Below are 25,758 nucleotides of genomic sequence, written 5' to 3' on the forward strand. Positions count from 1 at the left end.
CCCCCCCCCCCACCGCGGGGTGTCTGCGTGGTCGGCGGCTCAGGCAGTGGTGGTCGTTGCAGAACGCGCGGCGAGCTCGCGGTCGATGCGCAGCAGGCCCGGACCGTCGTTGTCGATCAGCTCGAGCCGACCGACGATCTCGTGGATGACGGCCTCCTCTGCCACCTGGTCATCGGCGAACCACTGGATCAGCTGCTTCGAGTCGATATCGTCCATCGCGGCGCGGTACAGCTCGCGCACAGCCGCTGAAACCCGCTGCTCGTGCTCCAACGCGACCTCGAAGACGTCGAGCACCGTGTGGGCGGCGTCCACCTTGGGGGCGGGAACGGCGCCGATCCTCGGGTGGTTCTCGCGGGCGGTGAGATGATCGATCCACTTGTGAGCATGCACGAGTTCGTCCTCGGCTTGGGCGCGCAGCCAACCGGCGATGCCGGGGAGGTCGCGCAGGTCCATCTCGATGGCGAGCTGCCGGTACACGAGCGACGCCTCGAACTCGAGCGTGATCTGGTCGTTGAACTTCGCTTCCAGGGACTCCGACATCTTCATGGCCTTCAGCGTATGCCCGCTGCGGGCACGATCGCAACGGTGTATGCGTGGATGAATTGCCCTCGCCGAGAGTGAGTTTCGCATCGCGGCCGCGCGCCGGGCGATGGCGCGGCAGAATCGCGGGGGATGGATCCCGATGAGGTCGAGTCCGAGACCGCCCGGGTGGCGGCGGAGTTGGCGCGCCGCATCCCCGCCGTGGCGCGTGTGGCCACGGCGGCGATCCGCCGCGAGATCCCCTTCTACGCCACGTCGGACGTCGTGCCCGAGGCGATGACGCAGCGCTCGGTCGAGCAGAACCTCAGGTTCGTTGCGGACGCGCTCTCGTCCGCGGCGGCCTTCGATGTGAGCCCGGCTGTCGACACGGGATCGTCGCGTGCCGAGCTCGGGGTCCCGCTGCCCGCCGTGATGCACGCCTACCGGATCACGATGAGCATTGCGTGGCATGAGATCTCGTCGATCACAGAGGGCGATCCGCCTGTTGGACGGGCCACGCTGCTCGCGGTCACGCGGAGGCTGTGGGACGCGCATGACGTGTTCACCGACGCCATGGCCGGTGCGCACCGCGAGCACACGACCCAGCGTGCGCTCGATCACGAAGCCGAGCGCGCAGCACTCACCGAGCACCTGCTGCAGGGCCGGGTAGGCAGTGATCAAAGCCTGTGGGAGATCGCCGAGCTGCTCCGGATTCCCAGGCGTGGGCCGTATCTCGCGATCGCGGCGGAGGCACCCACCGTGGGGCGTCAGGCGCTGCCGGGCATCGACGCGCGGTTGCGAGCGCTCGACGCGCACTGCGCGTGGCGGCTCCTGCCGGACCAGCAGATCGGCATCGCATACGCGCCGACCGAGGAGATCCGGGCCGCAGTCCTCGACCTGCTGCGCCGCGTCGCGACCACTCGCGTCGGTGTCAGTGCACCGTTCGCCGACCTGGCCTATACGCCCCAGGCGCTGCGCTTCGCTCGTGTGGCGCTCACGGGGCCGGGCGGCCTCGTCACCGTCTTCGACGGCTCGGCCCTGGGAATCACGGTCGCCTCGTCACCGGAGGCCAGCGCGGACGTGGCCAGGGGCCTCTTGGGCGGGCTGCTCGCTCTGCCCGAAGACGATGCCGGCCCCCTCTTCGAGACGTTTCGCGCATGGGAGGCGAACGGGGGTAACGCGGCCGCGGCGGCGGGTGAGCTGTTCTGTCATCCGAACACCGTCCGGCACCGGCTGCGCCGCATCGAGCAGCTGACCGGGCGCTCGACCACGGCCCCGCGTGACGTGGCGGAGCTGTGCCTGGCCTTCGAGGCGGCCGCGCGATTCGGGATCGGGCCAGGCGGCTCCTGACGGCGTTGTCTCCGGCGACACCTCCGGGGCGCAGATGTTGTTCTCGGCACCATCGGCTTCCGCTGAGATCCGGGCCACTCTGGATATGCCACAGAACGACGTCACGAAAGACCGCCGATGCCTTCCAACCCATCCCCACAGAACGCCAATCTCGCCGAGAACCTCGTCGCCACGGCGGCCGCGTATCCCGACCGGGTAGCGCTGAAATGCGACGACCTCACCTACACGTATGCAGAGTTCGACCGTGCGGCCGCCCGCGTCGCGACGCGTCTCGCAGACGCGGGGATCCGGCCCGGCGATCGGGTGGGGATCATGCTCCCCAATACCCCGGCCTTCGCGATCGCGTTCTACGGCATCATGCGGGCCGGTGCTATCGCCGTGCCGATGAACCCGCTGCTCAAGGCCCGCGAGGTCGAGTACTACCTCGCCAATACGAGCGCTTCGTCGCTGCTCGCCACGTCGGCGTTCGCCGACGCTGCCCGCGCGGGTGCCGATGCGGCCGGGGCGCAGTGCACGCTCATCGACGACGCCGGCCTCGAAGCGCTGCTCGACGGCATCCCGGCTCAGGCCGCGCCCGTGCCCCGCGCCGCCGACGACACCGCCGTCGTCCTCCACACGTCCGGCACGACCGGCAAGCCCAAGGGGGCCGAGCTGACGCACGACGGGCTCGGCGGCAACGCCCTGATCGCGGCCCGCACGCTCGTCGAGACGGGGCCCGACGACGTCATCATGGGCTGCCTGCCGCTGTTCCACGTATTCGGTATGACCGCCGGCCTCAACACCGCGGTGCTCTCGGCGGCGACGATCACGCTGATCCCGCGGTTCGAGGCGGCGAAGGCGCTCGAGGTGATCCGGCGCGACGGCGTCACGGTGTTCGAGGGAGTCCCGACGATGTACTCGGCGCTCCTGGCCGCCGCGGCCGGCCGCGATGACCCGGCGCCGACGCTGCGCGTGTGCATATCGGGCGGCGCGGCGCTGCCGGTGCAGGTGCTGCGCGACTTCGACGAGGCGTTCGGCGCGACGGTCCTAGAGGGTTACGGCCTGTCGGAGACGTCCCCGATCGCGGCGTTCAACCATCCGGACCGACCGCGCCGGCCCGGCACCATCGGCACTCCGATCGAGGGGGTCGAGATGCGGGTCGTCGACGAGTCGGGGCAGCCCGTACCGCGCGGTGAGCGTGGCGAGATCGAGGTCCGCGGGCCGAACGTCATGAAGGGCTATTGGAACCTGCCGGACGCGACGGCGGCGGCGATCAACTCCGAAGGATGGTTCGCCACAGGCGATATCGGCATCGTCGACGAGGACGGCTACTTCTCCATCGTGGACCGCAAGAAGGAGATGATCATCCGGGGCGGCCTCAACATCTACCCCCGCGAGATCGAGGAGGTGCTCTACGAGCATCCGGCCGTGGCGGGTGCCGCCGTCATCGGCGCGCCGCACGACACCCTCGGCGAGGAGGTAGCCGCCGCGATCGAGTTGAAACCCGGCGCCGCCGCTACCGCGGACGAACTCCGCGCGTACGTCAAGGAGCGAGTCGCCGCCTACAAGTACCCGCGGATCGTCTGGGTCACCGATGCACTCCCCAAGGGCCCCACCGGAAAGATTCTCAAGCGCGAGATCGTGATCGAAGAAGGAGCAGACAAGTGAGCACGCCCACTCGCACCCCGCACACCCCCGACGGCGAGATCGCCGCCCCACTCGACCTGTTACTGGTCAACTCCACCAAGCCCTTCGCGCGCCGCATGCTGCCCGGCGGCGCCGCGGCCCGGTTCGGGCTGTCGCTCGCGAAGCAACCCGTCACCGTGGTCGAGCGTGGGGCGGGCCTGGCCGGCGAGCTCGCGCGGATCGCCGTCGGGCGCAGCGACCGGGCGCCGGGGCGGGGTGACTTCCGTTTCAAAGACCCTGCATGGCAAGGCAACCCGCTGCTGCGGCGGGTGATGCAGTGGTACCTCGCCACGTCGGACACCGCGGATCGGCTGTTCGACGACGCCGATCTGGACTACGACGATTCGGAGAAGGTGCGGTTCGCGCTCGACAACGTCGTCGAGGGCATGTCGCCCACCAACAACCCGCTGCTCAGTCCGCTCGCCTGGAAGGCGCTGATCGACACGGGTGGGATGTCGGCGCTGCGCGGCGCCAGGGCCTTCGCTCGCGACATGACGAGCAAGCCCCGCGTACCCGCCATGATCGAACCCGACGCGTATGCCGTAGGGGAGACGGTGGCGACGACGCGTGGCACGGTCGTCCTGCGGACCCGCGCCTTCGAGCTGATCCAGTACGCCCCGCAGACCCGCGAGGTCCGGGAGAAGCCACTGGTGATGATTCCACCGGTGATCAACAAGTACTACGTCATGGACCTCGCCCCCGACCGGAGCCTCATCGAGTACTACGTGCGTGGTGGCCAGCAGGTGTTCGCGGTGTCGTGGCGCAATCCGAAGGCGCGGCACCGGGACTGGGGATTCGACGCCTACGGCAAAGCAATCATCGAGGCATTCGAGGCGGCCTCGAAGATCACAGGCAGTGAGCAGGTCAACGTGTTCGCCACGTGCTCGGGCGGCATCCTCACTGCGATGGTGCTCGCACACCTGTCCGCGACGGGACGCGGGGACCTCGTCGGGAGCATGACCCTGGGCGTGACGGTGCTGGACCAACACCACGCGGGTTTCGCCTCCGCGCTCGCCGACGAGCGCGCCGCGGCGGCCGCGATCCGCACGTCGGCCAACAAGGGCTATCTGGACGGCCGCGCCATGGCCGAGATGTTCGCGTGGTTGCGGCCCACCGACCTGGTGTGGCGCTACTGGGTGAACAACTACATTCAGGGGCGCTCTCCGGCTCCGTTCGACGTGCTGTTCTGGAATGCCGACACCACGCGGATGACAGCCGCTCTGCACAAGGACATGGTCACCATGGGACTGCACAACATGTTGTGCACACCGGGTGCCGCGACGATGCTCGGCACTCCAGTCGATCTGAAGGACGTCACGTGTGACTCATACGTGATCGGCGGCATAGCCGACCACATCTGCCCGTGGCAGGCCACTTATCGCAGCGCGGCGCTGCTAGGCGCCGAGGACAACCGATACGTGCTGTCTTCGAGCGGGCACATCGCATCGTTGGTCAATCCGCCCGGCAACCCCAAAGCGTCCTTCCGCACGGCCCCCGTCGACAGTGGAGCGTCCCCTGAGGAGTGGATGGAAGCCGCCCAGAAGCAGAAGGGCTCGTGGTGGCCCGATCATCTCGCCTGGCTTGAAGCGCGCGGCGGCGAACCGGTAGCGGCGCCGACTGCGCTGGGCGCGGCGGGCTACGAACCACTGGCGCCCGCACCCGGCACATATGTCCTGGAGGCCTGACATGGCCGACGAGGAGACCGCTCCCGACGCCGGCTCTCGGTCCGATGCCGAGCAGGACTTGTTCATCGCGACGGGCGGCCAACGGATCCGTGTTCGCTACCGTCGTGGCGTCGGCGTTCCGCTGGTGCTGTGCAATGGGATCGGTGCAAGCCTCGAGGTGCTGGAGCCGATCGTGGCGGCGCTCGATCCCGAGCGACCGGTGGTCAGGTTCGACGTGCCCGGTACCGGGGCATCGCCGGTATCGGTGTTGCCATACGGATTCCCTTATCTCGCTTGGGTTCTAGGCCGCGTCCTGGACCGTATCGACATCGGCGTCGTCGATGTCCTGGGCCTGTCGTGGGGCGGCGCCCTGGCCCAGCAGTTCGCATTCCAGAATCCGATGCGCTGCCGCCGATTGGTGCTTGTGTCCACAGGCACCGGTGCGGTCATGGTGCCGGGGCGTCCGCGGGTGCTCGCCAAGATGGTGACGCCCAGGAGGTTCCGCGATCCGGGCTACGGTGCGGCGATTGCCGGCGAGCTGTATGGGGGCACCGTCCGCACCGATCCGGGGAACATCGGCGAGCTCTTGGTCCGCCAGCTGCATGCGGGATCCCGCGCGGGCTACGTACACCAGCTGATGGCGGGCGCGGTATGGACGTCGCTGTTCGCGCTTCCCGCGATCCGGCAGCGGACGCTCCTGATCTTCGGCGAAGACGATCCCATCGTCCCGATGGTCAACGGGCGGATCATGCGACGCCTACTTCCGCGTGCGGTTCTGCATCGTCACCCCGGCGGGCACATCGACCTCATCACCGCCCCGGGCGCGCTCGGCCCGGTCATCGACGACTTCCTCGGCCCGCCGCGCACCGTCGGTCGACGGGGGATCTCGACCGGCGGCCGCCTCACCCCTGGAGATTAGGATCATGACCACAGCCGCCATCGGCGTCGATGCCGAGGACTTCTACCACTTCGAATCGCTGCTCGACGATTCCGAGCGCGAGATCCTTGCTCGGGTACGCGATTTCATGACTGATCGGGTGCAGCCGTTGCTGCTGGAGAACTGGTCGAAAGCGCAGTTCCCACATGAGATCCTGCCCGGTTTCGCGGGTCTCGGTATCGCCGGCCTGCCGTATCAGGGTCACGGCTGCGCCGGGCGAAGCTTCCTGCTCGACGGCATGATCGCGATGGAGCTCGCGCGCACTGATGCGTCGATAGCCACCTTCCACGGCGTGCACAGTGGCCTGGCGATGGGCTCCATAGCACTGTGCGGGGATGAGGAGCAGCGCGAGCGCTATCTTCCGCGGATGGCGCGACTCGAGCTGATCGGATCGTTCGGTCTCACCGAGCCCGGCGTCGGCTCGGGCGCGGCCGGCGGGCTGCAGACCACCGCCCGCCGCGATGGCGACGAGTGGGTGCTCGACGGTGCAAAGAAATGGATCGGCAACGCGCCCATAGGGCACGTCACCGTCATCTGGGCGCGAGACGAGGCGGACGGGCGGGTGAGAGGTTTCATCGTCCGAAACGACTCGCCCGGTTTCACCATCGCGAAGCAGGAGCACAAGTTCGCGCTGCGCATCGTGCAGAACGGCGAGATCACCCTGTGTGGTGTGCGGGTGCCCGAGGAGGACCGCCTGCAGAATGCGGATTCGTTCGCGGACACCGCGTCCGTGTTGCGCATGACTCGTGCCGGGGTGGCATGGATGGCCGTCGGGTGCGCACGTGGCGCGTACGAGAACGCTCTCCGCTACGCGGTCGAGCGCGAGCAGTTCGGCCGGCCCATCGGCGGGTTCCAGTTGGTGCAGGATCTACTGGTACGGATGCTCGGCAACATCACCACGTCATGGGGGATGTGCGCGCGGCTCTCGCAGTTGCAGGACCGCGGCGAGGCGGGCGACAGGCACTCGTCGCTCGCCAAGGCTGTGGCGACGGTGCGCATGCGGGAGACCGTCGGCTGGGCGCGGGAGCTGATGGGTGGCAACGGGATTCTGCTCGAACATAACGTCGGCCGGTTCGTGGCGGACGCCGAGGCGATCTACTCGTACGAGGGCACCCGTGAGATGAACACGCTCATCGTGGGCAAAGCGATCACGGGACTCAGCGCATTCGCGTGACCCGGGCCGCCACGCCGGTTCGAGAGACACGTCGGGCCCGTGCCGATCGACACGGGCCCGACGCGGGGCTGCAACTGTGGCTCTGTAGGTCAGGCTCCGCCACCGGCTCGCGAGGCGAGCTCGGTGTCGATCCGCAGCAGACCGGGACCGTCGTTGTCGATCAGCTTGAGGCGGCCGACGATCTCGCTGACGGTGGCCTCCTCCTCGACCTGCTCGCCGGCGAACCACTGGATCAACTGCTTCGAGTCGATGTCGTCCATGGCGGCGCGGTACAGGTCGCGGATGGCCTCGGAGACGCGCTGCTCGTGCTGAAGCGCGATCTCGAACGCGTCGAGGACCGTTGCGACCTCGACCTTGGGCGCGGGTACCGCGCCGATCTTCGGGTGGTTGTCACGATCGGTGAGGTGGTCGATCCACTTATGAGCGTGAGTGATCTCCTCCTCGGACTGCGCGCGCAGCCAATGGGCGATCCCGGGGAGGTCGCGCAGCTCCATCTCGATGGCGAGCTGGCGGTACACCAAGGACGCCTCGAACTCGAGTGTGATCTGGTCGTTGAACTTCTCTTCGAGGGTCTCAGGCATCTTCATGGTTGCCAGGTTAGGCCCGTTTGCGGCCGGTTCGCAACGATGGAAAGGCGTGCCTTCCTGTAGTGAATCCTAAGTCGGCCAGCGCTTTTCGCGCTCGCCTAGGCTAACCTCATTCATGCGTGGGGATCGATTCTGAGGCGACCGCGACCGCATGTCCGGCGTCCGTGATGTACTGGGCACGTGGAAGATTCGCGCGATTCCGAATACGAGCAGGGTCCGCCCCCGGCGGTTTTGACACACGCCGTGCGCGTCTGGTGGATCGCCGCCGTCGCCGCTGCCGCATGCGGCGGCTACATCGCGCTGAACCTCGCTACGGTGCGGGGGGCGCTGCGGGACCGGCTCGAGCAGGGGGTGTCGGCGCAAGAGGCGAAGGCGGCCGCGAGCGGCTTCTCGTCGCTCGCGACGGCCGCTCCCATCGTCGCCCTCGTTCTGCTCGTCGGCCTCTACACGGCTCAGCTTCCCCTGCTCCTCGCTATCCGCTCGCAGCGCAGCCGCCGCGCCCGGTCGGCGTTCGCCGCGCTCGCGCTGATGGCGGTGCTCGTGATCCCTGCCATCACGGACATGGTGCTGAGAGGCGGCGGCTGGGTGATCGCGGCCGCTTATGTGCAGGTGCCCGTGCTCCTCGTGGCCGTTGCGCTCGTGATGCCACGTTCCGTGGGGCGCTGGCTGCCTCCGCCGGTCCGCTCCCTGGGCCGCGTCCGCAGCCGTCCGATCGACCCTGATGAGAACTAGGTGGTCGAAGTCTCTGGAACGACTCCAGAAACAGGCGTAAGCTTGGCCTCATGTCCGATGAGACGCAGGCGGCTGCCCCCGAGGATCGCCTCCGCGCAGTCGGCCTGCGGATCACGTCGCCGCGGGTCGCGGCGCTCGAGTACCTGGACGATCATCCGCACGCGACTGCGGACGACGTGGCCGCGGCGCTGCGCGGCCGGCTCGGTACCGTCGCCACGCAGACGGTCTACGACGTGCTGAGGGCGACGTCGGATCGCGGCCTGCTGCGCAGGATCGAGCCCGCGGGCTCGCCCGTACGCTACGAGGTGCGCGTGGGCGACAACCACCACCACCTGGTGTGCCGCTCGTGCGCGCGCATCGTCGACGTGGACTGCATCGTCGGGCATGCGCCGTGTCTGACCCCCGACGACGACCACGGCTTCACGCTCGATGAGGCGGAGGTGACGTTCTGGGGGCTCTGCCCGGACTGCCGCACATCGAGTCCTGAGGGCGGGCACACTGGAGCGTGAGTCGGTCTCGACCGGGACCGGCGTCTGAAGGCAGTCGACGAAAACGGAGCGAAAAGCATGAGCTTGGACGTTGTCTACACGATCTCCTCCACCGCGACCGGCGGCGGTCGCGACGGTCACGTGAAGTCGGCCACCGGCCGCATCGACCTGGACACCCGCCCGCCCAAGGAGATGGGCGGCAGCGGCGAGGGCACCAACCCGGAGGAACTGTTCTCGGCGGGCTACTCCGCCTGCTTCCTGGGTGCGGTCCATGCGGTTGCGCGCGGTGAGAAGGTCGCCGTGCCGGACGGCACGACCGTGACGGTCACCGTCGGTTTCGGCAAGACGGCCAGCGGGTTCGGCATCAACGCGGCCATCGAGGCGCATCTGCCGGGGCTGGAGCAGGACGCGGCCGAGACGCTCGTCGCCAAGGCGCACGAGCTGTGCCCCTACTCCAACGCGACCCGCGGCAACATCGACGTGGACGTGACGACGACGGTGTAGCCGCAGTATCGCCGGGCCCCGCCTCCAGCAGGAGCGGGGCTCGACGTGTCTCTCGGCCCGATCAGCGGCGCAGGGCATGGCGGTACAGCGAGCGCGTGAGGGCCAGCGCCAGCACGAAGCCGATCATGAGGATGGCCGCGCAGACGGCCAGGGTCCCGCTCATGGGCTGGCCGTTGTGGTCGATCGCGTATCGGCTGACGGGATCGGTGTACGACTCGGGTAGGCCCAACAACGCCATCGCCGTCGTCGAGGCGAAGCCGACCGCCACCGCGATCGCGAAGAGCAGCACCGACCAGCGCACGCCGAAAAGGCTGGGCAGGCCCAGCAGTGCCATCGCCGCGCAGGCTCCGAGCGCGACGATGCACGCTGCCATCACCGCCACCGTCCGGATCCCGACGGGCGATGTGGCGAAGCCCGCGGGACCGTCGGGGCCGCCCGCTGCGAGCAGTGACGACGCCTGCACGATGCCTGTCACGCCGAGGGCGACGGTGCCTGCACCCGTCGCGAGGCAGAGGACAGCCCAGAGCAGGGATGTCGGGCCCCGTCGAGCACTCGATCGGGTCCGGCCCCGGGGTCGCGCCACGGTCAGCCCAGCCGGGCCTTGACGGCGGCCGACAGGCGCTTGCCGTCGACGGAGCCTGCAGCCTTCGCTGTCGCGACCTTCATGACCTGACCCATGTTGCGCACCGTCGGCTCCGCACCGAGTTCCTCGCGGACCTGGGCGACGGCGTCGTCAGCGAGGTCGCCGACCTCGGCGTCGGTGAGCTGCTTGGGCAGGTACCGGGACATCACGTCGGCCTCGGCGCGTTCCTGCTGTGCCAGCTCGGCTCTGTCGTTGGCTTCGTAGATCTCGGCCGCCTCGCCGCGCTTCTTCACCTCACGCGCGACCACCTTGAGGAACTCGTCATCGGTGAGCGAGTGCGCCGTTCCGGACGCCTCCTCGTTCTGGATGGCAGAGAGCAGCATGCGCAGGGTGCCTGTGACCAGTGTGTCCTTGGCCTTCATGGCGTCTTTGAGGTCGGCGCGGATGGCGGCCTTCACTTCTGACATGGATTCCAAGGTACGCGGGCCACACGGAAGGTGCGGTAGCGGTCGGATGCGTATCCTGGGGCAATGGCAGCAACATCACGCACACTCTCCCCGCTGGTCCGGGCCGGTGCGGGCCTCGTCGGGGCCGGCCTCGGCACCGTCGCCTACGCGACGCTCTTCGAGCGCAACGCCTTCACGCTGCGGGAGGCGACGCTGCCTATCCTGCCGCCCGGTTCCCCGACGCTACGCGTGCTGCACATCTCCGACCTACACATGATGCCGAGCCAGCATCTGAAGCAGGCGTGGCTGGGGGAGCTCGCGACGTTGGATCCCGACCTCGTGGTCAACACCGGCGACAACCTCTCGCATCCACGCGCGGTGCCCGCGGTGGTGCAGGCGCTGGGGCCCCTGCTGGGGCTGCCCGGGCTGTTCGTGTTCGGGTCCAACGATTACTTCGGGCCGACGCCCAAGAACCCGGCCAAGTATTTCGACAAGAACCACGAGCGCCAGCACGGCGAGCCGTTGCCCTGGCAGGATCTACGGGCGGCGTTCTCGGAGCGCGGCTGGCTCGACGCGACGCACTCCCACCACCGCCTCACGGCGGGGGGCGTGACCATAGCCGTGGCCGGTGTCGACGACCCGCACATCGAACGCGACCGCTACGACACCATCGCAGGTCCTGCCGATCAGAGCGTCGACCTCCGCCTCGGGCTGACGCATTCACCGGAGCCGCACGTGCTGGACCGGTTCGCCGACGATGGCTACGACCTCGTCATGGCCGGCCACACGCACGGCGGGCAGTTGTGCCTGCCCGTCTATGGCGCGATCATCACCAACTGCGGCCTGGATCGCGCGCGAGTCAAGGGCCCGTCCGCGTGGGGATCGCATATGAAGCTGCACGTGAGCGCCGGCCTGGGCACCAGCCCGTGGGCGCCGTTCCGCACCTTCTGTCGCCCGGAGGCCTCGCTGTTGACCCTGGTGGGTGCTCCTGTGAAGGACAAGGCGGCAGAGGTGGGCCCTGAGCTGGCATTACCGTCAGTGAGAGCCTGACCAGGCGATTTCGACCTCGGTAACCGCTGTAGTAAGGTTACCGAGGTCGCAAAACGGGGTGTGGCGCAGCTTGGTAGCGCGCTTCGTTCGGGACGAAGAGGTCGTGGGTTCGAATCCCGCCACCCCGACTCGTTGGTTGAGACGACAGCAGGGCCCCTGAGCGGCAGAGATGCAGCTCGGGGGCCTTACTTGTCCCCGTGCGCACACCTGCCCGGGCGTCAATCAGGGCGGGGGATGCGGAAGACACGGCTGGTGCGGGTGGTGCCGTCGCGCCGGACGATGTGAGGCTCGAGACGCGGCTCCCGCTCGACCGCGCCCGGAAGCTTCAGGATCGCTGCGGCGGATCGCCCGTTGCGCTCGTCGGTGCGTAGCTGCACCCACCGCGCTCCGGCGTCGAATGCCGCAGCGAGCATCAGTCCTTTGGCCCGGGCGTTCAGTCCTAAGCCCCAGACCCGGGGAGCGTACATCGTCGCGCCGATCTCGACGCCCAGCGCGTCATCCGGGTCGAGGATGTAGGACGACGTTCCCACGACGGCACCGTCCGAGATCACGAGGGTATGGCGGTTGGTGCCGCCGTCGAGCCGCTCGCGCAGTTCGGCCGGGGACTGCGGGCGTGGGCCGGGGAGGTGTTCCCAGACCCGGTCGTCATCGATCGCTGCGAAGAGTGCGTCGGCATGGTCGGCCGAGAAGGTAGCGAGCAATCCGTCCGACGTGGGCAGTTCAATGGGCAGTCTCACGCCCGAAACCCTATGTCGGACGGCACCGCGGGTCCGCCGAACGGGGGACCCGCGCGCATCGTCCGGCGGATCCGCGCGAGCGACCGCCCGGGTGACCATGCAGGGTATGACGTCCACGCAAGCACTCGCGGCCACTCGTATCGCCGCGCTCGACATCGCGCGGGGCACAGCGATACTCGGCACGTTCGGCACCAACGTCTGGATCTTCACCGAACCGTCGGGCATGATCGGCTACCTCGGGACGATCGGTAACGAGTCACTGCCGGTCCGCATTCTCGAACAGGTCGCCCAGGGTAAGTTCCTCGGCCTGCTCTCGCTGATGTTCGGCGTGGGGCTCGGAATCCAGCAGGCGTCGGCGCGGCGGCACGGGCGGCCGTGGCCGGGACGGTATCGACGTCGCGCCGCCCTGCTGTTCGCGGACGGCCTCCTCCACTTCCTGCTGGTTGCCGAGTTCGACGTACTCATGGGCTATGCCGTGGTATCTCTCCAGGTCGCCGTGTTGCTCGCCTACACGCGGAACATACAGCAGCGCTGGATGATCGGCGCGTCAGTCGTGCATCTGTGCCTCGCCGGGCTCGCGGCCGCCGGCATGTCCGGCTCGGAAGGTGGTGGCGCGACGGACGTGTACGCGCACGGCGGATTCGGTGATCTGATCATGTTCCGGATCGACCACTCGCTGCTGTTCCGTGCCGAGGCGATCTTCCTCCTGCCGCTCAGCACCGCCATGTTCCTCGGGGGCGCGGCCCTCTTGCGGGCCGGGCTCTTCACCGACGACGGTGCCCGGCTCCGCCGTCGGCTGTTGGCGGTGAGTGCCGTAGCAGCACCCCTCGATCTGGCCCTCGGGATCGCCGGCGGGCCCGCCGGCGTGTTCCTGGCCCGCTACGTGACCGCGCCGCTGGTGTCCGTCGGGCTCCTCGCCCTCATCGCGGCCGCCTACCTGCGCAGGGTTCCCGGACGACCCGCTCGCACGATGGGTGCGATCGGCCGGACCGCGCTGAGCTGCTATGTGCTGCAGAACGTTCTGGCATCCGCGCTGTGCTATGGGTGGGGCTTCGGCCTGGCTTCGCGGTACGGCGCCGACCACCGGCTGATGCTCACCGCTGTCGTGTACGTCGCCGTGGTCGCGGCCTTGTGCGTGGTGGCCCCGACATGGCTGCGCAGATTCGAACGCGGCCCGATCGAGGCATTGATGCACCGGCTCGCCTGAGCACCTAGCCTGGACCGATGCTCGACCCGCGCTTCGTCCTGCTCGCCGCCGCGCTGTCGATGATCGGCAGCGTGAGCTACGCGGCGCTTACGTTGCGTGGGCGGGTGCAACCCAATCGGGTGTCCTGGTTTCTCTGGGGCGCAGCGCCGCTCATCGCGTTCGGTGCGCAGGTCGCACACGGCGTCGGGATGCCGGCGCTGTCGACACTGGCGATAGGCGTCGGTCCGATGCTGGTCGTCCTCGCGTCGCTGTGCAGTCGGGGAAGCTATTGGAGCGTGAGCAGATTCGACATGCTCTGTGCCGCGATATCCGTCGTTGCGCTGGTCTTCTGGTTCACGCTCGGCGATCCGGTTCTCGCTGTACTCGCGGCGCTGGTCGCGGATCTCGTCGGTGGCGTCCCTACCATCGTCAAGGCGTGGCGCCGCCCCGACACCGAACGCGCGATCGTCTACGTCTTCGTGGCCGGCAACGGGGTGATCACGCTTCTGAGCCTGCGGCACTGGACCGTCGCAGCCGCCGCGTTCCCGCTCTACCTCGTTCTACTCGGCGTCGGCCTGTCCCTGACGGTGCACCTGCGCGGCCGAGCGGTTGTGCCGGAAGTCGAGACCTGCGAACTCTCACGAGAATAGGGATACGCCGATACCCCGCATTCGGCAGACTGGAGGAGGCTACCCCGACCGCCTTCGAGAGGATCCGCCATGACCGAATACACCGCTGCCACAGGCGCGCCTGTGTGGTTCGACCTCGTCAGCTCCGACCCGCTGCGCGCCGTCGACTTCTACGGCGAGATCTTCGGATGGGAGGCCGGCGACCCGCACGACGAGTTCGGAGGCTACCGCAACTTCTCCGCGAACGGTCGGCTGGTAGCAGGGTTGATGCCACGTATGAGCCCGTCCTCGCCGACCGACGTCTGGTCGGTCTACTTCAAGGTCGACGATGCGGCGGCCTCCGTCGTGTCCGCGCAGACCGCGGGGGCGACGGTGCTCGCGCCGGCCTCCCCGGTGGGCGACCTGGGTGTCATGGCGGTGCTCGCCGATCCCGCCGGTGGCGCATTCGGGCTGTGGCAGAGCGGGACACATATCGGATTCACCGAGCGCGGCACCCACGGTACGCCGTACTGGTTCGATGAGATGAGTATGGACTACGCGGCGTCAACCGAGTTCTATCGTAGTGCGTTCGGGTGGGAGCTCAACGAGATCGGCTCGGGCGGCGACCCCGCCGCCGTGGGCCCCGATCACTACTCCGAGGTGTACGTGGGATCGGGCGAAGACCGCCAGAGCGTCGCCGGGATCATGTCTGCCGCAGGTATGTTCGGCTCCGGTGCTCCCTCCTTCTGGCAGGTCTACATCACCGTCGACGATGTGGCAGGCACCGTGGCCCGGGTGGATGAGTTGGGCGGCGAGATCCTGATGCCGGGCGAGGTGACGCCCTGGGGCACGCTTGCTTCGGTCAAGGATCCGATGGGCGCCGCCATCTGCCTCGGTCACCCGCCCGCGGGGATGTGAACCGCATGGTCAACGAGGAGATGCGGACCACATGGACGGGCGGCGCCTGCGCGTGGGTGGAGCACCAGCAGATGTTCGACCGCGTGTATTCGCCGGTGACCGCGGCGATCCTGGCCGTCGCCGACCTGGGACCGCGGCGCCGGGTTCTTGATATCGGTTGCGGCACAGGAACGCTGCTCGAGGCAGCCGGTGCGGTAGGTGCTGTCGCCACCGGTGTCGACATCTCGCCCGCGATGACGGAGGCGGCGTCGCACCGGGTGCCGACCGCAAGCGTCCTCCTCGCCGACGCGCAGGACACGGACCTGAGCGGGGCTCCGGGCGCCCCCTTCGATCGGGTCGTGTCCCGGTTCGGCGTGATGTTCTTCGAGGACGCCACAGCGGCTTTCGCGAATATCCGCCGGGCGTGCGAAGACGGTGCCCGGCTGACGTTCGCATGCTGGCGCGCCGTCGCGGAGAACCCTACGTTCACGCTCGGTACGACGGTGCTGACCACTCACCTCGCCGCACCGCCCGCCCCGCCGCGTGCGGACGCGCCCGGCCCGATGGCCTTCGCCGACCCGGCCTATGTCCGGCGGCTTCTGGAGGCCGCGGGCTGGGCCGAGATCGACGTGGTCCCGCTCGACTTCGAGTGCATATACGGTGCCGACGATGACGACGGCGTAGAGGACCGCATGGACCTCATCCTGGGGACGACGACGGGCCGGGCCGCAGCCGCCGAACTCGTGCCCCGCCTCGGCCCCGACGCGTGGGCCGGACTGCTCGAGGACGTCCGTGCCGAGCTGCGGCTGAACATCGTCGATGGACATGTCAGGCACCCGGGAGCGTGTTGGCTCGTGACGGCGCAGGCGTAGGCACTGCCGATGACGGCTCGCCCGCTCTCAGATCACGCGGTCGCCACCGGCGCGCCAGGCGCAGAGGGCCAGGGGCGCCATGAGGATGATGAGCGCAAGGAGCGGGACCGTCCAGCTCCCCGTCGCCCCGTGCAGCGCGCCCGTCACGATCGGGCCGCTTGCGGCGATCAGGTAGCCGATCGACTGCACCATCGTCGACAGGCCGGCGACGGTGGTGCTGTCGCGGGCGCGCAGGTTGATCAGCGCCAGCGCCAGCGAGAGCTGGCCGCCCTGCCCCGATCCGAGAAGCACAGCCCACAGCAGCGCAGCGTGTGAGCCGCTGGTGAGGAGCCCGATCAGCCCGGCCACGGACGGGACGACGACACCGACGGCGAGCAGTCGCTGGTCGCGCATCCTGGCTGCGGCGATCGGTACCGTCACGGCCGTCGCGATGCTCGCGACACTGAGCGCGGTAAGAACCAGCCCGGCCGACTGCGCATCGACGCCGCGGTCCCGGTAGATCGTCGGAAGCCAGGCGATCATCGAGTAGGCCAGTAAGGACTGGATCCCCATGAAGGCTGTCACGGCCCATGCGGTCGTCGATCGCCGCACGCGTGGGCGTTTCGCGCCGGAGCTCGCCGGCTCGACATCTGTGTGTCGATGCTGCGCCACCAGGGCGGCGAAGACGAGCACCGCGAGAGCAGTGGGCAACGCCCACGAGAGCAGCGCGAAGCGCCACCCGTGCAGGGCGGTCGCGACGGGCACCGTGGCACCCGACGCGAGCCCGGCGCTCGCGCTCACCAGCGCGGTGAACAGGCCGGTCATGGGACCGATATTGTGCGGGAAGAACATCCGAACGAACACCGGGCCGAGTACGTTTGCGACGGCGATACCGGCGCCCGCCGCCAGTGTGCCCCCGAGGAGCGCGGGCCATGACGCTACGCCCCGGACAGCGGTCCCCACGCCGATCAGGACGAGGCATCCCGTCAAGACGACGGACAAAGACGCCCTGCGCAGCGCCCGAAGCGCCAGCGGGCCGAAGAGCCCGAGGCACACCACAGGTCCCGTAGTCAGCAGCGCCACGCTCGCGGGCCCGAGGTGGTAGGCAGACCGGATATCCGAGATCACAGCCGACGAACTGCCGAATATCAGCCGCAGGTTGATCGCCAGCAGCACGACGGCCACCGTGGCGAGGATCGTGCGCCGCTCACCCGTATCGGATGCGACCATCGTGCTCCCTCCGTTGGCACTCGACCGTCACAGATGGACGCCGATAATGCAACCTATCAGGCATGAATAGTGCCCCACAGGTTATAGTCGTCACATGGAAGATGCGCGCGACGACAGCTGGATCGGGCGGAGGGTCGGGAGGCACCGACGGGACCGCGGCTGGACCCTTGCGGCTCTCGCCGACAAGATCGGGCTGTCCGCGCCCCAGCTGTCCCGCATAGAGTCCGGGGCTCGGCAGCCCTCGGTCGGCACCCTCATCGAGATCGCGCACGCCTTCGGTGTGTCCCTGAGTCAACTCGTCGACGAACAATACAGCGCGCCATACCATCTCATCAGGTCGGCGAATCGGATCGAGCGTCCGAGCGCGAACGGATCGCTGGCCTCGCTCAGCGGTGACTTCCCCGGGCTACAGGCGGTTCACCTGGCTGTGCCGCCGTCGTCCGAGGCGCCCGCCGCGAGGCACGGCGGCGAGGAATGGCTGTACGTACTCGCGGGCGACGTCGAGGTGCGCATCGGGGAGGCCGACGAAACCCTCGCGGCGGGCGATGCGATCCACTTCCCCTCCAACGCGACGCACAGTGTGCGCACCGTCGGCGAGATCGCGGCGGAACTCCTCATCGTCTCTACCGCTACGACAGGCTGAGCCGGTCCACACACGGCGGTGCCGGCCGGTGCCGCCCCACCTGGATGCGGCGGGGCGGCACCGCCGGCGAGATCGCTACCGGCCGGTGCCGGACCGGCGTGCGCGCAGTGCCCACCCGCCGGCCGCCACGAGAGCGACGACGACGATCGCGACGACGACCCAGATCCAGGCCCGCGAGCCGTTGCCCGACGCGCCGCCGGCCGACGCCGACGGCGAGGCGGGCGCGGCGGACGACGGCGCGGAAGCCGTCGACGACGCTCCCTTAACAGCGGCCGCCTGCGAGCCCTGATCGGCGGGCGGCGGCGAGTCGACGACCGCTCCGGTCACCTGGTTCAGCCACAGCCTGTCGTTGCGAGCGGCGCCGAAGTCGAAGAGCGAGTTCAGCTCTCCGGCGCGCGCGTCAGCGGACCCATCGATACGGCCTGCGTGCCAGTTGTCCTCGATGAATCTCGTGATCGAGGCCTGCTCGATCGGCGTGTGATTCACCGCGTTTGCGCGGGCGTATGGTGAGACGACGAGCAGAGGCTCGCGAGTGCCAGGGCCGCAGCGCAGTTCGTTACCGGCGATCGCGGGCGCAGGCGCCGAGGAGCACACCTGCTTGTCCAACTTGGCGTTCTTGCTGCCCGACAACACCGTCGGCTTCGCGTGGTCGTACCAACCGTCGGAGTCGTCATAGGCGATGACGACGGCGGTCGAGCCCCAGTCCTTAGACTGTTGCAGCTTGTTGATGTACGTGGTGAGGAAGGTCTGTTCGTCGAGCGGGTCCGAGTACGACGCGTGACCGTCCTGGTATTCGCCGGCCTTGAGGAAGCTCACGGCCGGCAGCTTGTCGGCCTTCAACGCATCGTCGAAATCGGTCAGATCATAGTTGTGATTCGCCTGGCCGTTGCGTCCGATCTCGTCGATCCCGGACGGCGCGACGTGGTGCGGGTTCGACGTCGACTTGTAGTACGAGAACGGGTTGTGATGTGGGCTGTAGTCGATCACGGCATTGCCGGCGACATTCTTGTGCGTCGTGTTGCACTGCGCCACAGCAGAACCCGATGCCGCAGTACTCGGCCGGAATCCACCCTGGAACCAACCCCAGCTGACATCCTTGGTGGTCAGCAGATCGCCCACGTTCTTGCCGCGCAACGCTGCCAGGGCCTCGTCGGCGGTGTGGTTCTTGTCGGAGCAGTCGTCGTACAGCGGGTCCGGATCCTCGTAGACGGTGCCGACACCCTCCGCGTCCGGGGCGCCGACCGTGTACGAGTCGGGCTTCGGGGTCTTCCGGCCGGTCTTCGGATCATACGACTCGACGCCGTGGGTATTGCCCGACACCAGGTTGAGCGCGCCGGGCGTCGACGGCCCGAACACGGTGGTCCAGTAGTTGTCGCTGAGCGTGTAATGCTGCGCATAGTTCCACAGCCCAGCAACCGTGTTGCCGTCGTAATAGCCCATCACCGAGCCGGGGTGCTCGAACATGTTGGGACCTGACGACGCGCACTTGTCCTTGGTGGTGAACTGCACGAACCGATCCATCGCTCCGTTGTTCGTGGCCTCCTGTTCGGCTGTGTACTCGTGGTCCTGATCGCACGTGACACCCTGTCCCGGTGTGAAGCGGAAAGGCTTGTACTGGTTCGGGTTCGCCTGATCCGCTAGGCCGGCGTGCGTGAACGTGTCGATGTCCGTGGGCGTTCCGGGGGCGGCATGGAACGCGGGGGCCGCAGCGCCCGATCCCTGCAGCGTCTCTCCTGCGGCGTTGGCGGCATTCGGGTACGTGCCGAAGTAGTGGTCGAAGGAGACGTTCTCATCGAACAGCACGACGAGATGCTTGATAGGCGTGGCGGTGTCGTTGGGTGCCGCGAAGGCGGTCGGTGCGCCGATCGTCACTACTCCCGCCGTCACCGCCGCCACGCCCACGACGGCCGCGAGGCCCCGCGCGACGTCGCCGGGTCGGAGCGGCCGCCGGGGCCGAGAAGCCTTGGCCGTCATAATATTCCTCCTGTGGTCGAGATTCCCGACCCCGCGTCACGGGGTGGTAGGTAGAAATAGCCGCCGCCGATGGGGCTGATGTAATCGGTCAGCGGTTCACCTTCGAGGCGCTCCTGCGTCGCCTCGAACTGCGCCTCGATGTCCCGTTGCAGGCAGGTGAACACCAGACCCAGATCGAGATTGCCGTTCGCGTCCGCTCCGCCGGTGTAGTTGTACGCGCGGCGGAAGATCCGCGACCGGTCGGTATCGGAAGTGCGGGGGTTCGCCAGCCGCATATGCGCGGTCAGGGGGATGATGTCGCCGGAAGGGTCGTCCTCGAACCGCGGCGCATCTGATTCGTGGTCGCCGTCGAGGGGCGCACCGGTCGTACGCACTCGCCCGAACATGTTCTCCTGCTCCGAGATCGACACGCGGTCCCAGAACTCCGTCAGCATCCGGATGAGTCGCACGACCAGGAATGTGCCGCCGCGGGTCCACGGCTGCGTGGGCTCGTCGATCCACACCAGTGAGTCGAAGTCGGCACCGGTCGGGTTCGAGGTCCCATCCTTGAACCCGAAGTGATTCCGGGGCGCGCCGTCCGGTCGCGGGGGCGGGCTCGAGCCCTCCTGACGCCAACGGACCGTCAGGCCGCCGCGGGTCGCACGCGTCAACTCGCGGAGCGCATGCACCACGACGTCCTGCTGATCGGCGCGGATCTCCAAGAGCATGTCGCCGTGGCACTTCGACCGGTCCAGGGCGTCGTCCTCGAACTCACGCATCGCCTTGATCCCCTTCGGCTTCCGATCGCCGTGCGCGTGGTCGAAGAAGGTGGCGCCATAGCCCATGTTGATCACCAGGCCGTCGGGCGCGACGACGGGCCCGAGCGTCCCCGAATCGCTGGGCGGCGCCGAGATGCCCACGGACGCAGGGACGTGCTCCGTCTGTAGCTGCCTCACGCGGGCCGCGAGTGTACGCAGCAGGTCATCGGTCTGTGCGGTCGTATCCGTCTGCAGATCCAGCGCCACGTAACTCGCGAAGGCCTGTGTCCGCTCGACTGGGCGAACCGCCGGCGATGGTGCCGCGCCTGATCGCTCGCAGCCCGCCGCTGCGGCCGCGCCCAGGCCTGCGGCCCCGAACGCCGCCCCTTTCAAGAAGGTCCGGCGCGGTGTGTGCTCGGTCCGTTCGCTCCGGGCGCTCACTTCGTCCTCCGCACGTCGGTGATCGCCGCTATCGGGGCGAGCAGCTCGACCAGGCCGCCGAACGACGCGTTGAGCCGTTCGCGGTCGGCCTGTGCGTATTCGGAGAGCGGCTTCCCGGGGTACTTCGCGGCCATCTCGGTCGTCACGGCGACCGCCTTGTCCAGTGCGGCGCCCGTGTCGTCGAGCCGTGCATAACGAGGCTTCAACAATGGCGTGAGCCGGTCGAGCAGCTCCCGCGTGCCCGCCAGGTTCGCCAGGGCCGTGTCCGTGGAAGCGTGGGATCCGTGGTCGTCTCTGCCGGACAGCGTGAATTCGATGGTGTTCTCGGTGATCTCGTGTGCCCGTAGGCCGATCTGCAGCGGGTCGACCGCGATGTTCGGGAAGTCTGCGGTGAGGCCGTCGACATCCGCGACCAGCTGTTTCTCGAGGTCTGTCGGCACGGTCGGGTTCGCGTCCCAGAGGGACTCCTCGACGGCGTGGAAGCCGGAGTCGTCCCCGTTGATCTTCGCGTCCCAGTCGCCGAACGCATCGTATGCCGCGCCGAGGGTCTCGTACAGGTGGTGCGCGGTGAGCCAGGCGGTGCGCTGCGAGGCGATGTCGGGTGCCGCGGCGAGTGCTCGGGCGTCGGCCTGTAGTTGCGGCAAGCGCGCGGAGATCCACGACTGATAGGCCAGCGTGACGGGTGTGAGGTCCTGAGTCGACACCGGTGCGACGCCCGCGCCCGGTGCGGCCGCGCCGCGAGTGACCGCGAAGCCCGCCCCGGACAGCTCGGGAGTCTCCGCGAAGTAGCACTCGAAGTGGAAGGTTCCGGCGGGCAGGCTCACCTGCATGAGCCGGGTCGACGCCGGCCCCACGCCCTCCAACTCGGCGTACACCGTGCCGTCGGCGCCGGCGACGCTGATCTCGAGCGCCCGGGTCGTGCGGTTCGTGACCGCGAAGACGCGGCTGCCGCCGGCGAGGTCGCCGCCAGGGTGCGCGCAGCCGTCGAGGGTCGCGTCGACCGCGGTGCTCGACAGGTTGCCGACCGTGGGCGTCGGCGCGGTGCGTGAATCGCCGGTCAGCGAGTACGTGAGGATCCCGGCTGCCGCGACTACTGCGGCGGCCGTGAACGCGGTTGGAGCCACCCACCGGGCTGGAACTGGCACGCGCAGCACAGTATCCGGGCCGATTCGGACAAATCAGTTGTTGGAAGCAAGTGGTCTACAGGGCTTCATCGAGAATTCACCCGGCGCCGGCCCGATGCCGTCACGAACCGAGTCGTGAGCACGCCTATCCCGCTATATACCGGGATAGGCGCTCTCAGAGACAGGTTCGTGGACCGGTCACCCGGCGGCCACCGTCAGGAGATGGTGATCCGGGACCCGCGACGGTGCGCGACTCCTCGTAGAACCCGACAGGCCGGGCACCCCCGGGAGTCGCAGACCCGGGTGCCTCTCGACGCCGCCGCAATTTCAAGTTAATGTCTACTGACATGAATACCGCACGCCGTGCCTACCGCCAGGGCGCGCGAGCCGAGGCGTCGGAGCGGACGCGACTCGCGATACTGGACGCCGGTCGTGAGCTGGCGGGGGAGAAGTTTCTCGCCGCGATCACGCTCGCCGACGTCGCTGATCGTGCCGGCGTAACGGTGCAGACGGTGCTACGCAAGTTCGGTGGCCGTGACCGCCTCATCGCCGAGGCGGTCGAGCACTTCCAGCCGATGGTGGCGGCGGAGCGCCGTGTGCCGGCCGGTGACGTCGATGCGGCGGTACGCGCGGTCGTCGCGCACTACGAGATCTACGGCGACGTGATGATGCTGGTGCTCGGACAGGAGAGCGTCGACAGTCAAGCGCGCCATATCGCAGCGGTCGGGCGTGATCTCCACTACCGCTGGGTCGCAGAATCTTTCGGCGTCGAACCACGCGAGCCCAGGCACAGGCTGCTGACCGTTGCGACAGACCTGTACACCTGGAAACTGCTGCGCCGCGACCGCGGGCTGTCCGAGGTCGAGACCGCGTGGCACATGCGTCTACTGTGCCGCGCGGCGAACCGGATCGACACGGAGAGAAGGTAGACCGATGGCTGACATCCTGTTCGTCACAGTGGACGGTGGCGGGAACGTGCCGCCGCTGCTGGGCGTCGCGCGCGAGGTCGCGCATGCGGGCCACAGGGTCCGGGTGCTCGGTCAGGGGCGGCTGCGCCCGGAGGTGGAGAGGTACGGGCTCACCCTCTCGCCGTATCGGAACACGCGCGCATGGGACTCGACCAGGCAGCAGTCCGGTCTACGGTGGGTGCCGATGCTCAACGACCGCAGCATATTCGACGCGGTCGCCGCGGCGTGCGCGGGGGATGCGCCGGACGTCGCCGTCGTCGACTGCATGATTCCGCCGGCGCACGCAGCAGTCGACCAGGCGGGCATACCGAGGGTGGTCCTGACGCACACGTACAAGGCGTACATGGACGGTCTGCACCGCCTCACGCTCGGCGCGGCGGCGCGCACCTACGGATACAACACCGTGCGGCTGTGGGATTCGGCGCCGGTCAATCTGGTGACCACGCTGCGAGAGCTCGATCCGGCAGCAGCCCGGCGACACGCGCCGAATGTCCGGTGGTCCGGCGTGGTGGACGCAGGCGGAAGCGCTCAGAGCGGGGCGTCGGGGCCTCCGCTGGTCCTGGTGAGCCTGTCGAGCAACGGGTTCCGAGGCCAGCTGCACACGCTCAGGCGCATCGTCGCCGCCCTCGGTTCGATGTCGGTGCGGGCGATAGTCACCACCGGTGGTGTCATCGACCCGTCCGATCTGCGCTCGCCCGGCAACGTCGAGATCGTCGGATACGCAGACCATCTCGACATACTCCCGCGGTGTTCGCTACTGATCGGGCACGGAGGACACTCGACGACGGTCCGCGCTCTCGCGCACGGGGTCCCGGTGCTCGCACTGCCTGCCAGCCCGATGACGGACCAGCGCATGGTCGCTCGATCGGTCGCGGCGGCGGGTGCCGGGGCTGCTCTGAGTAGGTTCTCCAGCGCGCGGGCGATCCGCCGCGCCGCCGAGACGCTCCTGCGCGATCCGGGCTGCCGCGAGGGAGCCGCTCGGCTCGGCGCAGCCGTGCGTGGGTCCAATGGCGCTGTCAACGCCGCGCAGGCGATCCTGGAGCTTGCGGACTGATGCAACCTACTTGGGGGGCATACGGATTCCGCCGTCGACGCGGACGACTTCGGCGTTCATGTACGAGTTGAGGAGCAGCTCGAGCACCATTGATGCGAGCTCCTCCGGCTGCCCGAGACGGTGTGGGTAGAGGACACTCTTGCCGAGCTTGGCCTTGAAATCCTCGGCGGCTTCGCCCTGCCCGTAGATCGGGGTGTCGATGAGACCCGGGGCGACGGTGTTCACGCGGATGCCCGCGGCGGCGAGGTCGCGCGCGATCGGCAGAGTCATGCCGACGATCCCGCCTTTCGACGCGGAGTACGCCGCCTGTCCGATCTGCCCGTCGAACGCGGCGACGCTGGCCATCGATACGATCGCCCCCTTCTCGCCGGTGCTGGTGGGCTCGGCTCGGGTCATCGCGGTCGCGGCGATGCGGATCGCGTCGAATGATCCGATCAGGTTGATCGCGATGACCTTCGCGAATGCCTGCAGATCGTGCGCGGACGAGTACTGGCCGTCGCGGCCGACGGTGCGCTGAGCCGATCCGATTCCCGCCGAATTCACCAGGGCGCGAAGGGGGCCCAGCTCCAGCGAACGATCGACGGCCGCCACGATCTGCTCGGTACGGGTCACGTCGACGGGCACGAAGGCACCGCCGATCTCCTGGGCGAGGGATTCGCCCTTGTCCTCCTGCAGATCCGCGATGACGACGTGGGCGCCCTTCGCCGCGAGCCCGCGGGCCACCGCGGCTCCGATTCCGGATGCTCCGCCCGTTACCAATGCGCTTGCGCCGGTGATCTCCATGCGCGCACGTTAGCCGAGATCCTCCAGGGAGGGAGCGCCTTCGCGCAGCCTACGGCCGCACCGTCAGCATCTGTGACACCGACCCGATGGGTCCCGATTCGTCGTGCAGTACGGTCTCGGTCAGCCCGAGCCCGTCCGCGCCGAACGAGACGCGCGTATCGAAGCCGAGCCATCCTTCGCCCGGTGCCGAGTACAGGTGCGCTGTGAGGTCCACGTTGGGGAATGCGACCGCCCGCGGATCGGCGCGCACCGTCATCCCGTTGGCTATGTCCAGAAGACCCGCAGCGGAGGCGGTTCGGCTGACCGGCTCGTCGAGCAGCGGCACATCGGTGCGAACCCAGTAGGTCGCGCGTCCGGGGGCCTGCTGCGTGCGCCGCACCTGCGCCGATGCGATGAAGCCGCCGGGCCACACCGTGGTGGGGTCCCAGTCCGGGCATTCGGTCGGCCCCGGTATCGCCTCGAGCGCCGTCCCCGCGACGGCGGCGGTGTCGCGCGGTGCCATCAGCCACGCCCGCAGGCGGACTGCATCGCGCTCGCCGTGCGCCAACGTCGCCTCCACGAGCTCGATCGTGCGGCCGGGGCGCAGGACGGTCACCGTCGTCGTCACGTCGCCGACCGGCAGGACCCCGAGGATGTCGTACGAGAGGCGCGTGAGGACGAGTCCGTCGGACCGACGTGCATCGCGGTCTGCCTCGACGACGTGCGCGAGGAGGCCGAGTGCGGGCGCGATGTGCTGTTCGTCGGTCTTCCACGCGCCGCCCGTATGGGCGGTGGCCGCGAACGCTGCATCACCCGTGCGCCGGAAGTACGGCTCCATGCGGACCTC

The 25,758-nt window shown here is 68.6% G+C and carries 27 protein-coding genes and 1 tRNA gene; 17 read left to right on the forward strand and 11 right to left on the reverse strand.

Annotation, left to right across the window (positions count from 1 at the left end):
* Positions 1–39: 39 nt before the first annotated feature.
* A complete protein-coding gene (locus P0W64_RS20355; RefSeq protein ID WP_275482007.1) occupies positions 40–546 on the reverse strand; it encodes a ferritin in 507 nt (168 codons plus the stop codon).
* A gap of 126 nt (positions 547–672) precedes the next feature.
* Between P0W64_RS20355 and P0W64_RS20360 the strand changes: the two genes are divergently transcribed.
* From P0W64_RS20360 to P0W64_RS20380, 5 genes are all read left to right on the forward strand, one after another.
* On the forward strand, positions 673–1,869 hold the full coding sequence (locus P0W64_RS20360) for a helix-turn-helix domain-containing protein (protein WP_275482008.1): 1,197 nt from the start codon (positions 673–675) through the stop codon (positions 1,867–1,869).
* 117 nt (positions 1,870–1,986) lie between these two features.
* The gene (locus P0W64_RS20365) at positions 1,987–3,516 is read left to right on the forward strand and encodes a long-chain fatty acid--CoA ligase (protein ID WP_275482009.1); all 1,530 of its coding nucleotides are present in this window, start codon (positions 1,987–1,989) and stop codon (positions 3,514–3,516) included.
* A complete protein-coding gene (locus P0W64_RS20370; protein ID WP_275482010.1) occupies positions 3,513–5,219 on the forward strand; it encodes an alpha/beta fold hydrolase in 1,707 nt (568 codons plus the stop codon). Before P0W64_RS20365 ends, P0W64_RS20370 begins: the two co-directional genes overlap by 4 nt.
* 1 nt (position 5,220) lies before the next feature.
* Positions 5,221–6,117: an alpha/beta fold hydrolase gene (locus P0W64_RS20375; protein ID WP_275482011.1), complete on the forward strand. Its 897-nt coding sequence runs from the start codon at positions 5,221–5,223 to the stop codon at positions 6,115–6,117.
* A 4-nt stretch (positions 6,118–6,121) separates the two neighbouring features.
* The gene (locus tag P0W64_RS20380; RefSeq protein WP_275482012.1) at positions 6,122–7,309 is read left to right on the forward strand and encodes an acyl-CoA dehydrogenase family protein; all 1,188 of its coding nucleotides are present in this window, start codon (positions 6,122–6,124) and stop codon (positions 7,307–7,309) included.
* 89 nt (positions 7,310–7,398) lie between these two features.
* Here P0W64_RS20380 and P0W64_RS20385 read toward each other — a convergent pair whose 3' ends face one another.
* Entirely contained in the window at positions 7,399–7,896 is a 498-nt protein-coding gene (locus P0W64_RS20385) for a ferritin (RefSeq protein ID WP_275482013.1), read from the reverse strand.
* 180 nt (positions 7,897–8,076) lie between these two features.
* On the opposite strand from P0W64_RS20385, the gene P0W64_RS20390 reads away from it, so the two are divergent.
* The 3 genes from P0W64_RS20390 to P0W64_RS20400 are packed head-to-tail and all read left to right on the forward strand — an operon-like array spanning position 8,077 to position 9,620.
* Entirely contained in the window at positions 8,077–8,628 is a 552-nt protein-coding gene (locus tag P0W64_RS20390) for a hypothetical protein (protein ID WP_275482014.1), read from the forward strand.
* A gap of 50 nt (positions 8,629–8,678) precedes the next feature.
* Positions 8,679–9,137, forward strand: a complete 459-nt coding sequence (locus P0W64_RS20395) for a Fur family transcriptional regulator (RefSeq protein ID WP_275482015.1) — start codon at positions 8,679–8,681, stop codon at positions 9,135–9,137.
* Positions 9,138–9,194: 57 nt separating this feature from the next.
* A complete protein-coding gene (locus tag P0W64_RS20400; protein ID WP_275482016.1) occupies positions 9,195–9,620 on the forward strand; it encodes an organic hydroperoxide resistance protein in 426 nt (141 codons plus the stop codon).
* A 61-nt stretch (positions 9,621–9,681) separates the two neighbouring features.
* Here the strand turns inward: P0W64_RS20400 and P0W64_RS20405 are convergent, their stop codons facing one another.
* A complete protein-coding gene (locus P0W64_RS20405) occupies positions 9,682–10,095 on the reverse strand; it encodes a hypothetical protein (RefSeq protein ID WP_275482017.1) in 414 nt (137 codons plus the stop codon).
* A gap of 110 nt (positions 10,096–10,205) precedes the next feature.
* Complete coding sequence (locus P0W64_RS20410) at positions 10,206–10,670, reverse strand: GatB/YqeY domain-containing protein (RefSeq protein ID WP_275482018.1); 465 nt, start codon at positions 10,668–10,670, stop codon at positions 10,206–10,208.
* A gap of 63 nt (positions 10,671–10,733) precedes the next feature.
* Between P0W64_RS20410 and P0W64_RS20415 the strand changes: the two genes are divergently transcribed.
* Positions 10,734–11,699: a metallophosphoesterase gene (locus P0W64_RS20415; protein WP_275482019.1), complete on the forward strand. Its 966-nt coding sequence runs from the start codon at positions 10,734–10,736 to the stop codon at positions 11,697–11,699.
* Positions 11,700–11,753: 54 nt separating this feature from the next.
* Positions 11,754–11,827 (forward strand) — tRNA-Pro (locus P0W64_RS20420).
* A 90-nt stretch (positions 11,828–11,917) separates the two neighbouring features.
* Here the strand turns inward: P0W64_RS20420 and P0W64_RS20425 are convergent.
* A complete protein-coding gene (locus P0W64_RS20425) occupies positions 11,918–12,436 on the reverse strand; it encodes a GNAT family protein (protein ID WP_275482020.1) in 519 nt (172 codons plus the stop codon).
* Between the two features lie 106 nt (positions 12,437–12,542).
* On the opposite strand from P0W64_RS20425, the gene P0W64_RS20430 reads away from it, so the two are divergent.
* From P0W64_RS20430 to P0W64_RS20445, 4 genes are all read left to right on the forward strand, one after another.
* Positions 12,543–13,643, forward strand: coding sequence for a DUF418 domain-containing protein (locus P0W64_RS20430; protein WP_275482021.1), 1,101 nt, complete (start codon positions 12,543–12,545; stop codon positions 13,641–13,643).
* Positions 13,644–13,660: 17 nt separating this feature from the next.
* Positions 13,661–14,272 carry a hypothetical protein gene (locus P0W64_RS20435; RefSeq protein WP_275482022.1) on the forward strand — a complete coding sequence of 204 codons (612 nt, stop codon included), beginning with the start codon at positions 13,661–13,663 and terminating at the stop codon, positions 14,270–14,272.
* A 69-nt stretch (positions 14,273–14,341) separates the two neighbouring features.
* The gene (locus P0W64_RS20440; RefSeq protein WP_275482023.1) at positions 14,342–15,148 is read left to right on the forward strand and encodes a VOC family protein; all 807 of its coding nucleotides are present in this window, start codon (positions 14,342–14,344) and stop codon (positions 15,146–15,148) included.
* Between the two features lie 5 nt (positions 15,149–15,153).
* Positions 15,154–15,999, forward strand: a complete 846-nt coding sequence (locus P0W64_RS20445) for a class I SAM-dependent methyltransferase (protein WP_275482024.1) — start codon at positions 15,154–15,156, stop codon at positions 15,997–15,999.
* A gap of 27 nt (positions 16,000–16,026) precedes the next feature.
* On the opposite strand, the gene P0W64_RS20450 is transcribed toward P0W64_RS20445, so the two are convergent.
* On the reverse strand, positions 16,027–17,208 hold the full coding sequence (locus P0W64_RS20450; RefSeq protein WP_275482025.1) for an MFS transporter: 1,182 nt from the start codon (positions 17,206–17,208) through the stop codon (positions 16,027–16,029).
* Between the two features lie 94 nt (positions 17,209–17,302).
* On the opposite strand from P0W64_RS20450, the gene P0W64_RS20455 reads away from it, so the two are divergent.
* On the forward strand, positions 17,303–17,851 hold the full coding sequence (locus P0W64_RS20455) for an XRE family transcriptional regulator (protein WP_275482026.1): 549 nt from the start codon (positions 17,303–17,305) through the stop codon (positions 17,849–17,851).
* Between the two features lie 75 nt (positions 17,852–17,926).
* Here the strand turns inward: P0W64_RS20455 and P0W64_RS20460 are convergent, their stop codons facing one another.
* The 3 genes from P0W64_RS20460 to P0W64_RS20470 are packed head-to-tail and all read right to left on the reverse strand — an operon-like array spanning position 17,927 to position 22,148.
* Positions 17,927–19,825 (reverse strand): alkaline phosphatase family protein, encoded by a 1,899-nt coding sequence (locus tag P0W64_RS20460; RefSeq protein WP_275482027.1) that lies wholly within the window; start codon positions 19,823–19,825, stop codon positions 17,927–17,929.
* On the reverse strand, positions 19,822–21,003 hold the full coding sequence (locus P0W64_RS20465) for a Dyp-type peroxidase (RefSeq protein ID WP_275482028.1): 1,182 nt from the start codon (positions 21,001–21,003) through the stop codon (positions 19,822–19,824). Before P0W64_RS20465 ends, P0W64_RS20460 begins: the two co-directional genes overlap by 4 nt.
* Positions 21,000–22,148 carry an EfeM/EfeO family lipoprotein gene (locus tag P0W64_RS20470; RefSeq protein WP_275482029.1) on the reverse strand — a complete coding sequence of 383 codons (1,149 nt, stop codon included), beginning with the start codon at positions 22,146–22,148 and terminating at the stop codon, positions 21,000–21,002. Before P0W64_RS20470 ends, P0W64_RS20465 begins: the two co-directional genes overlap by 4 nt.
* A 326-nt stretch (positions 22,149–22,474) precedes the next feature.
* On the opposite strand from P0W64_RS20470, the gene P0W64_RS20475 reads away from it, so the two are divergent.
* Positions 22,475–23,056 (forward strand): helix-turn-helix domain-containing protein, encoded by a 582-nt coding sequence (locus tag P0W64_RS20475; protein ID WP_275482030.1) that lies wholly within the window; start codon positions 22,475–22,477, stop codon positions 23,054–23,056.
* Between the two features lie 4 nt (positions 23,057–23,060).
* Positions 23,061–24,149 carry a glycosyltransferase gene (locus P0W64_RS20480; protein WP_275482031.1) on the forward strand — a complete coding sequence of 363 codons (1,089 nt, stop codon included), beginning with the start codon at positions 23,061–23,063 and terminating at the stop codon, positions 24,147–24,149.
* 6 nt (positions 24,150–24,155) lie between these two features.
* On the opposite strand, the gene P0W64_RS20485 is transcribed toward P0W64_RS20480, so the two are convergent.
* Positions 24,156–24,932 carry an SDR family NAD(P)-dependent oxidoreductase gene (locus P0W64_RS20485; RefSeq protein ID WP_275482032.1) on the reverse strand — a complete coding sequence of 259 codons (777 nt, stop codon included), beginning with the start codon at positions 24,930–24,932 and terminating at the stop codon, positions 24,156–24,158.
* 49 nt (positions 24,933–24,981) lie between these two features.
* Positions 24,982–25,749, reverse strand: a complete 768-nt coding sequence (locus P0W64_RS20490; RefSeq protein ID WP_275482040.1) for a thioesterase family protein — start codon at positions 25,747–25,749, stop codon at positions 24,982–24,984.
* Positions 25,750–25,758 lie beyond the last annotated feature (9 nt).

This window comes from Tsukamurella sp. 8F, assembly GCF_029167375.1.
In the GTDB taxonomy this organism is placed as follows: domain Bacteria; phylum Actinomycetota; class Actinomycetes; order Mycobacteriales; family Mycobacteriaceae; genus Tsukamurella.

Coding starts and splice junctions, on each gene's coding strand:
- P0W64_RS20450 (WP_275482025.1), bottom strand. CDS start 17,208: ATGGTCGCATCCGATACGGGTGAGCGGCGCACGATCCTCGCCACGGTG.
- P0W64_RS20385 (WP_275482013.1), bottom strand. CDS start 7,896: ATGAAGATGCCTGAGACCCTCGAAGAGAAGTTCAACGACCAGATCACA.
- P0W64_RS20480 (WP_275482031.1), top strand. CDS start 23,061: ATGGCTGACATCCTGTTCGTCACAGTGGACGGTGGCGGGAACGTGCCG.
- P0W64_RS20435 (WP_275482022.1), top strand. CDS start 13,661: ATGCTCGACCCGCGCTTCGTCCTGCTCGCCGCCGCGCTGTCGATGATC.
- P0W64_RS20400 (WP_275482016.1), top strand. CDS start 9,195: ATGAGCTTGGACGTTGTCTACACGATCTCCTCCACCGCGACCGGCGGC.
- P0W64_RS20375 (WP_275482011.1), top strand. CDS start 5,221: ATGGCCGACGAGGAGACCGCTCCCGACGCCGGCTCTCGGTCCGATGCC.
- P0W64_RS20415 (WP_275482019.1), top strand. CDS start 10,734: ATGGCAGCAACATCACGCACACTCTCCCCGCTGGTCCGGGCCGGTGCG.
- P0W64_RS20460 (WP_275482027.1), bottom strand. CDS start 19,825: ATGACGGCCAAGGCTTCTCGGCCCCGGCGGCCGCTCCGACCCGGCGAC.
- P0W64_RS20485 (WP_275482032.1), bottom strand. CDS start 24,932: ATGGAGATCACCGGCGCAAGCGCATTGGTAACGGGCGGAGCATCCGGA.
- P0W64_RS20490 (WP_275482040.1), bottom strand. CDS start 25,749: ATGGAGCCGTACTTCCGGCGCACGGGTGATGCAGCGTTCGCGGCCACC.
- P0W64_RS20395 (WP_275482015.1), top strand. CDS start 8,679: ATGTCCGATGAGACGCAGGCGGCTGCCCCCGAGGATCGCCTCCGCGCA.
- P0W64_RS20445 (WP_275482024.1), top strand. CDS start 15,154: ATGGTCAACGAGGAGATGCGGACCACATGGACGGGCGGCGCCTGCGCG.
- P0W64_RS20455 (WP_275482026.1), top strand. CDS start 17,303: ATGGAAGATGCGCGCGACGACAGCTGGATCGGGCGGAGGGTCGGGAGG.
- P0W64_RS20430 (WP_275482021.1), top strand. CDS start 12,543: ATGACGTCCACGCAAGCACTCGCGGCCACTCGTATCGCCGCGCTCGAC.
- P0W64_RS20360 (WP_275482008.1), top strand. CDS start 673: ATGGATCCCGATGAGGTCGAGTCCGAGACCGCCCGGGTGGCGGCGGAG.
- P0W64_RS20380 (WP_275482012.1), top strand. CDS start 6,122: ATGACCACAGCCGCCATCGGCGTCGATGCCGAGGACTTCTACCACTTC.
- P0W64_RS20355 (WP_275482007.1), bottom strand. CDS start 546: ATGAAGATGTCGGAGTCCCTGGAAGCGAAGTTCAACGACCAGATCACG.
- P0W64_RS20410 (WP_275482018.1), bottom strand. CDS start 10,670: ATGTCAGAAGTGAAGGCCGCCATCCGCGCCGACCTCAAAGACGCCATG.
- P0W64_RS20440 (WP_275482023.1), top strand. CDS start 14,342: ATGACCGAATACACCGCTGCCACAGGCGCGCCTGTGTGGTTCGACCTC.
- P0W64_RS20475 (WP_275482030.1), top strand. CDS start 22,475: ATGAATACCGCACGCCGTGCCTACCGCCAGGGCGCGCGAGCCGAGGCG.
- P0W64_RS20365 (WP_275482009.1), top strand. CDS start 1,987: ATGCCTTCCAACCCATCCCCACAGAACGCCAATCTCGCCGAGAACCTC.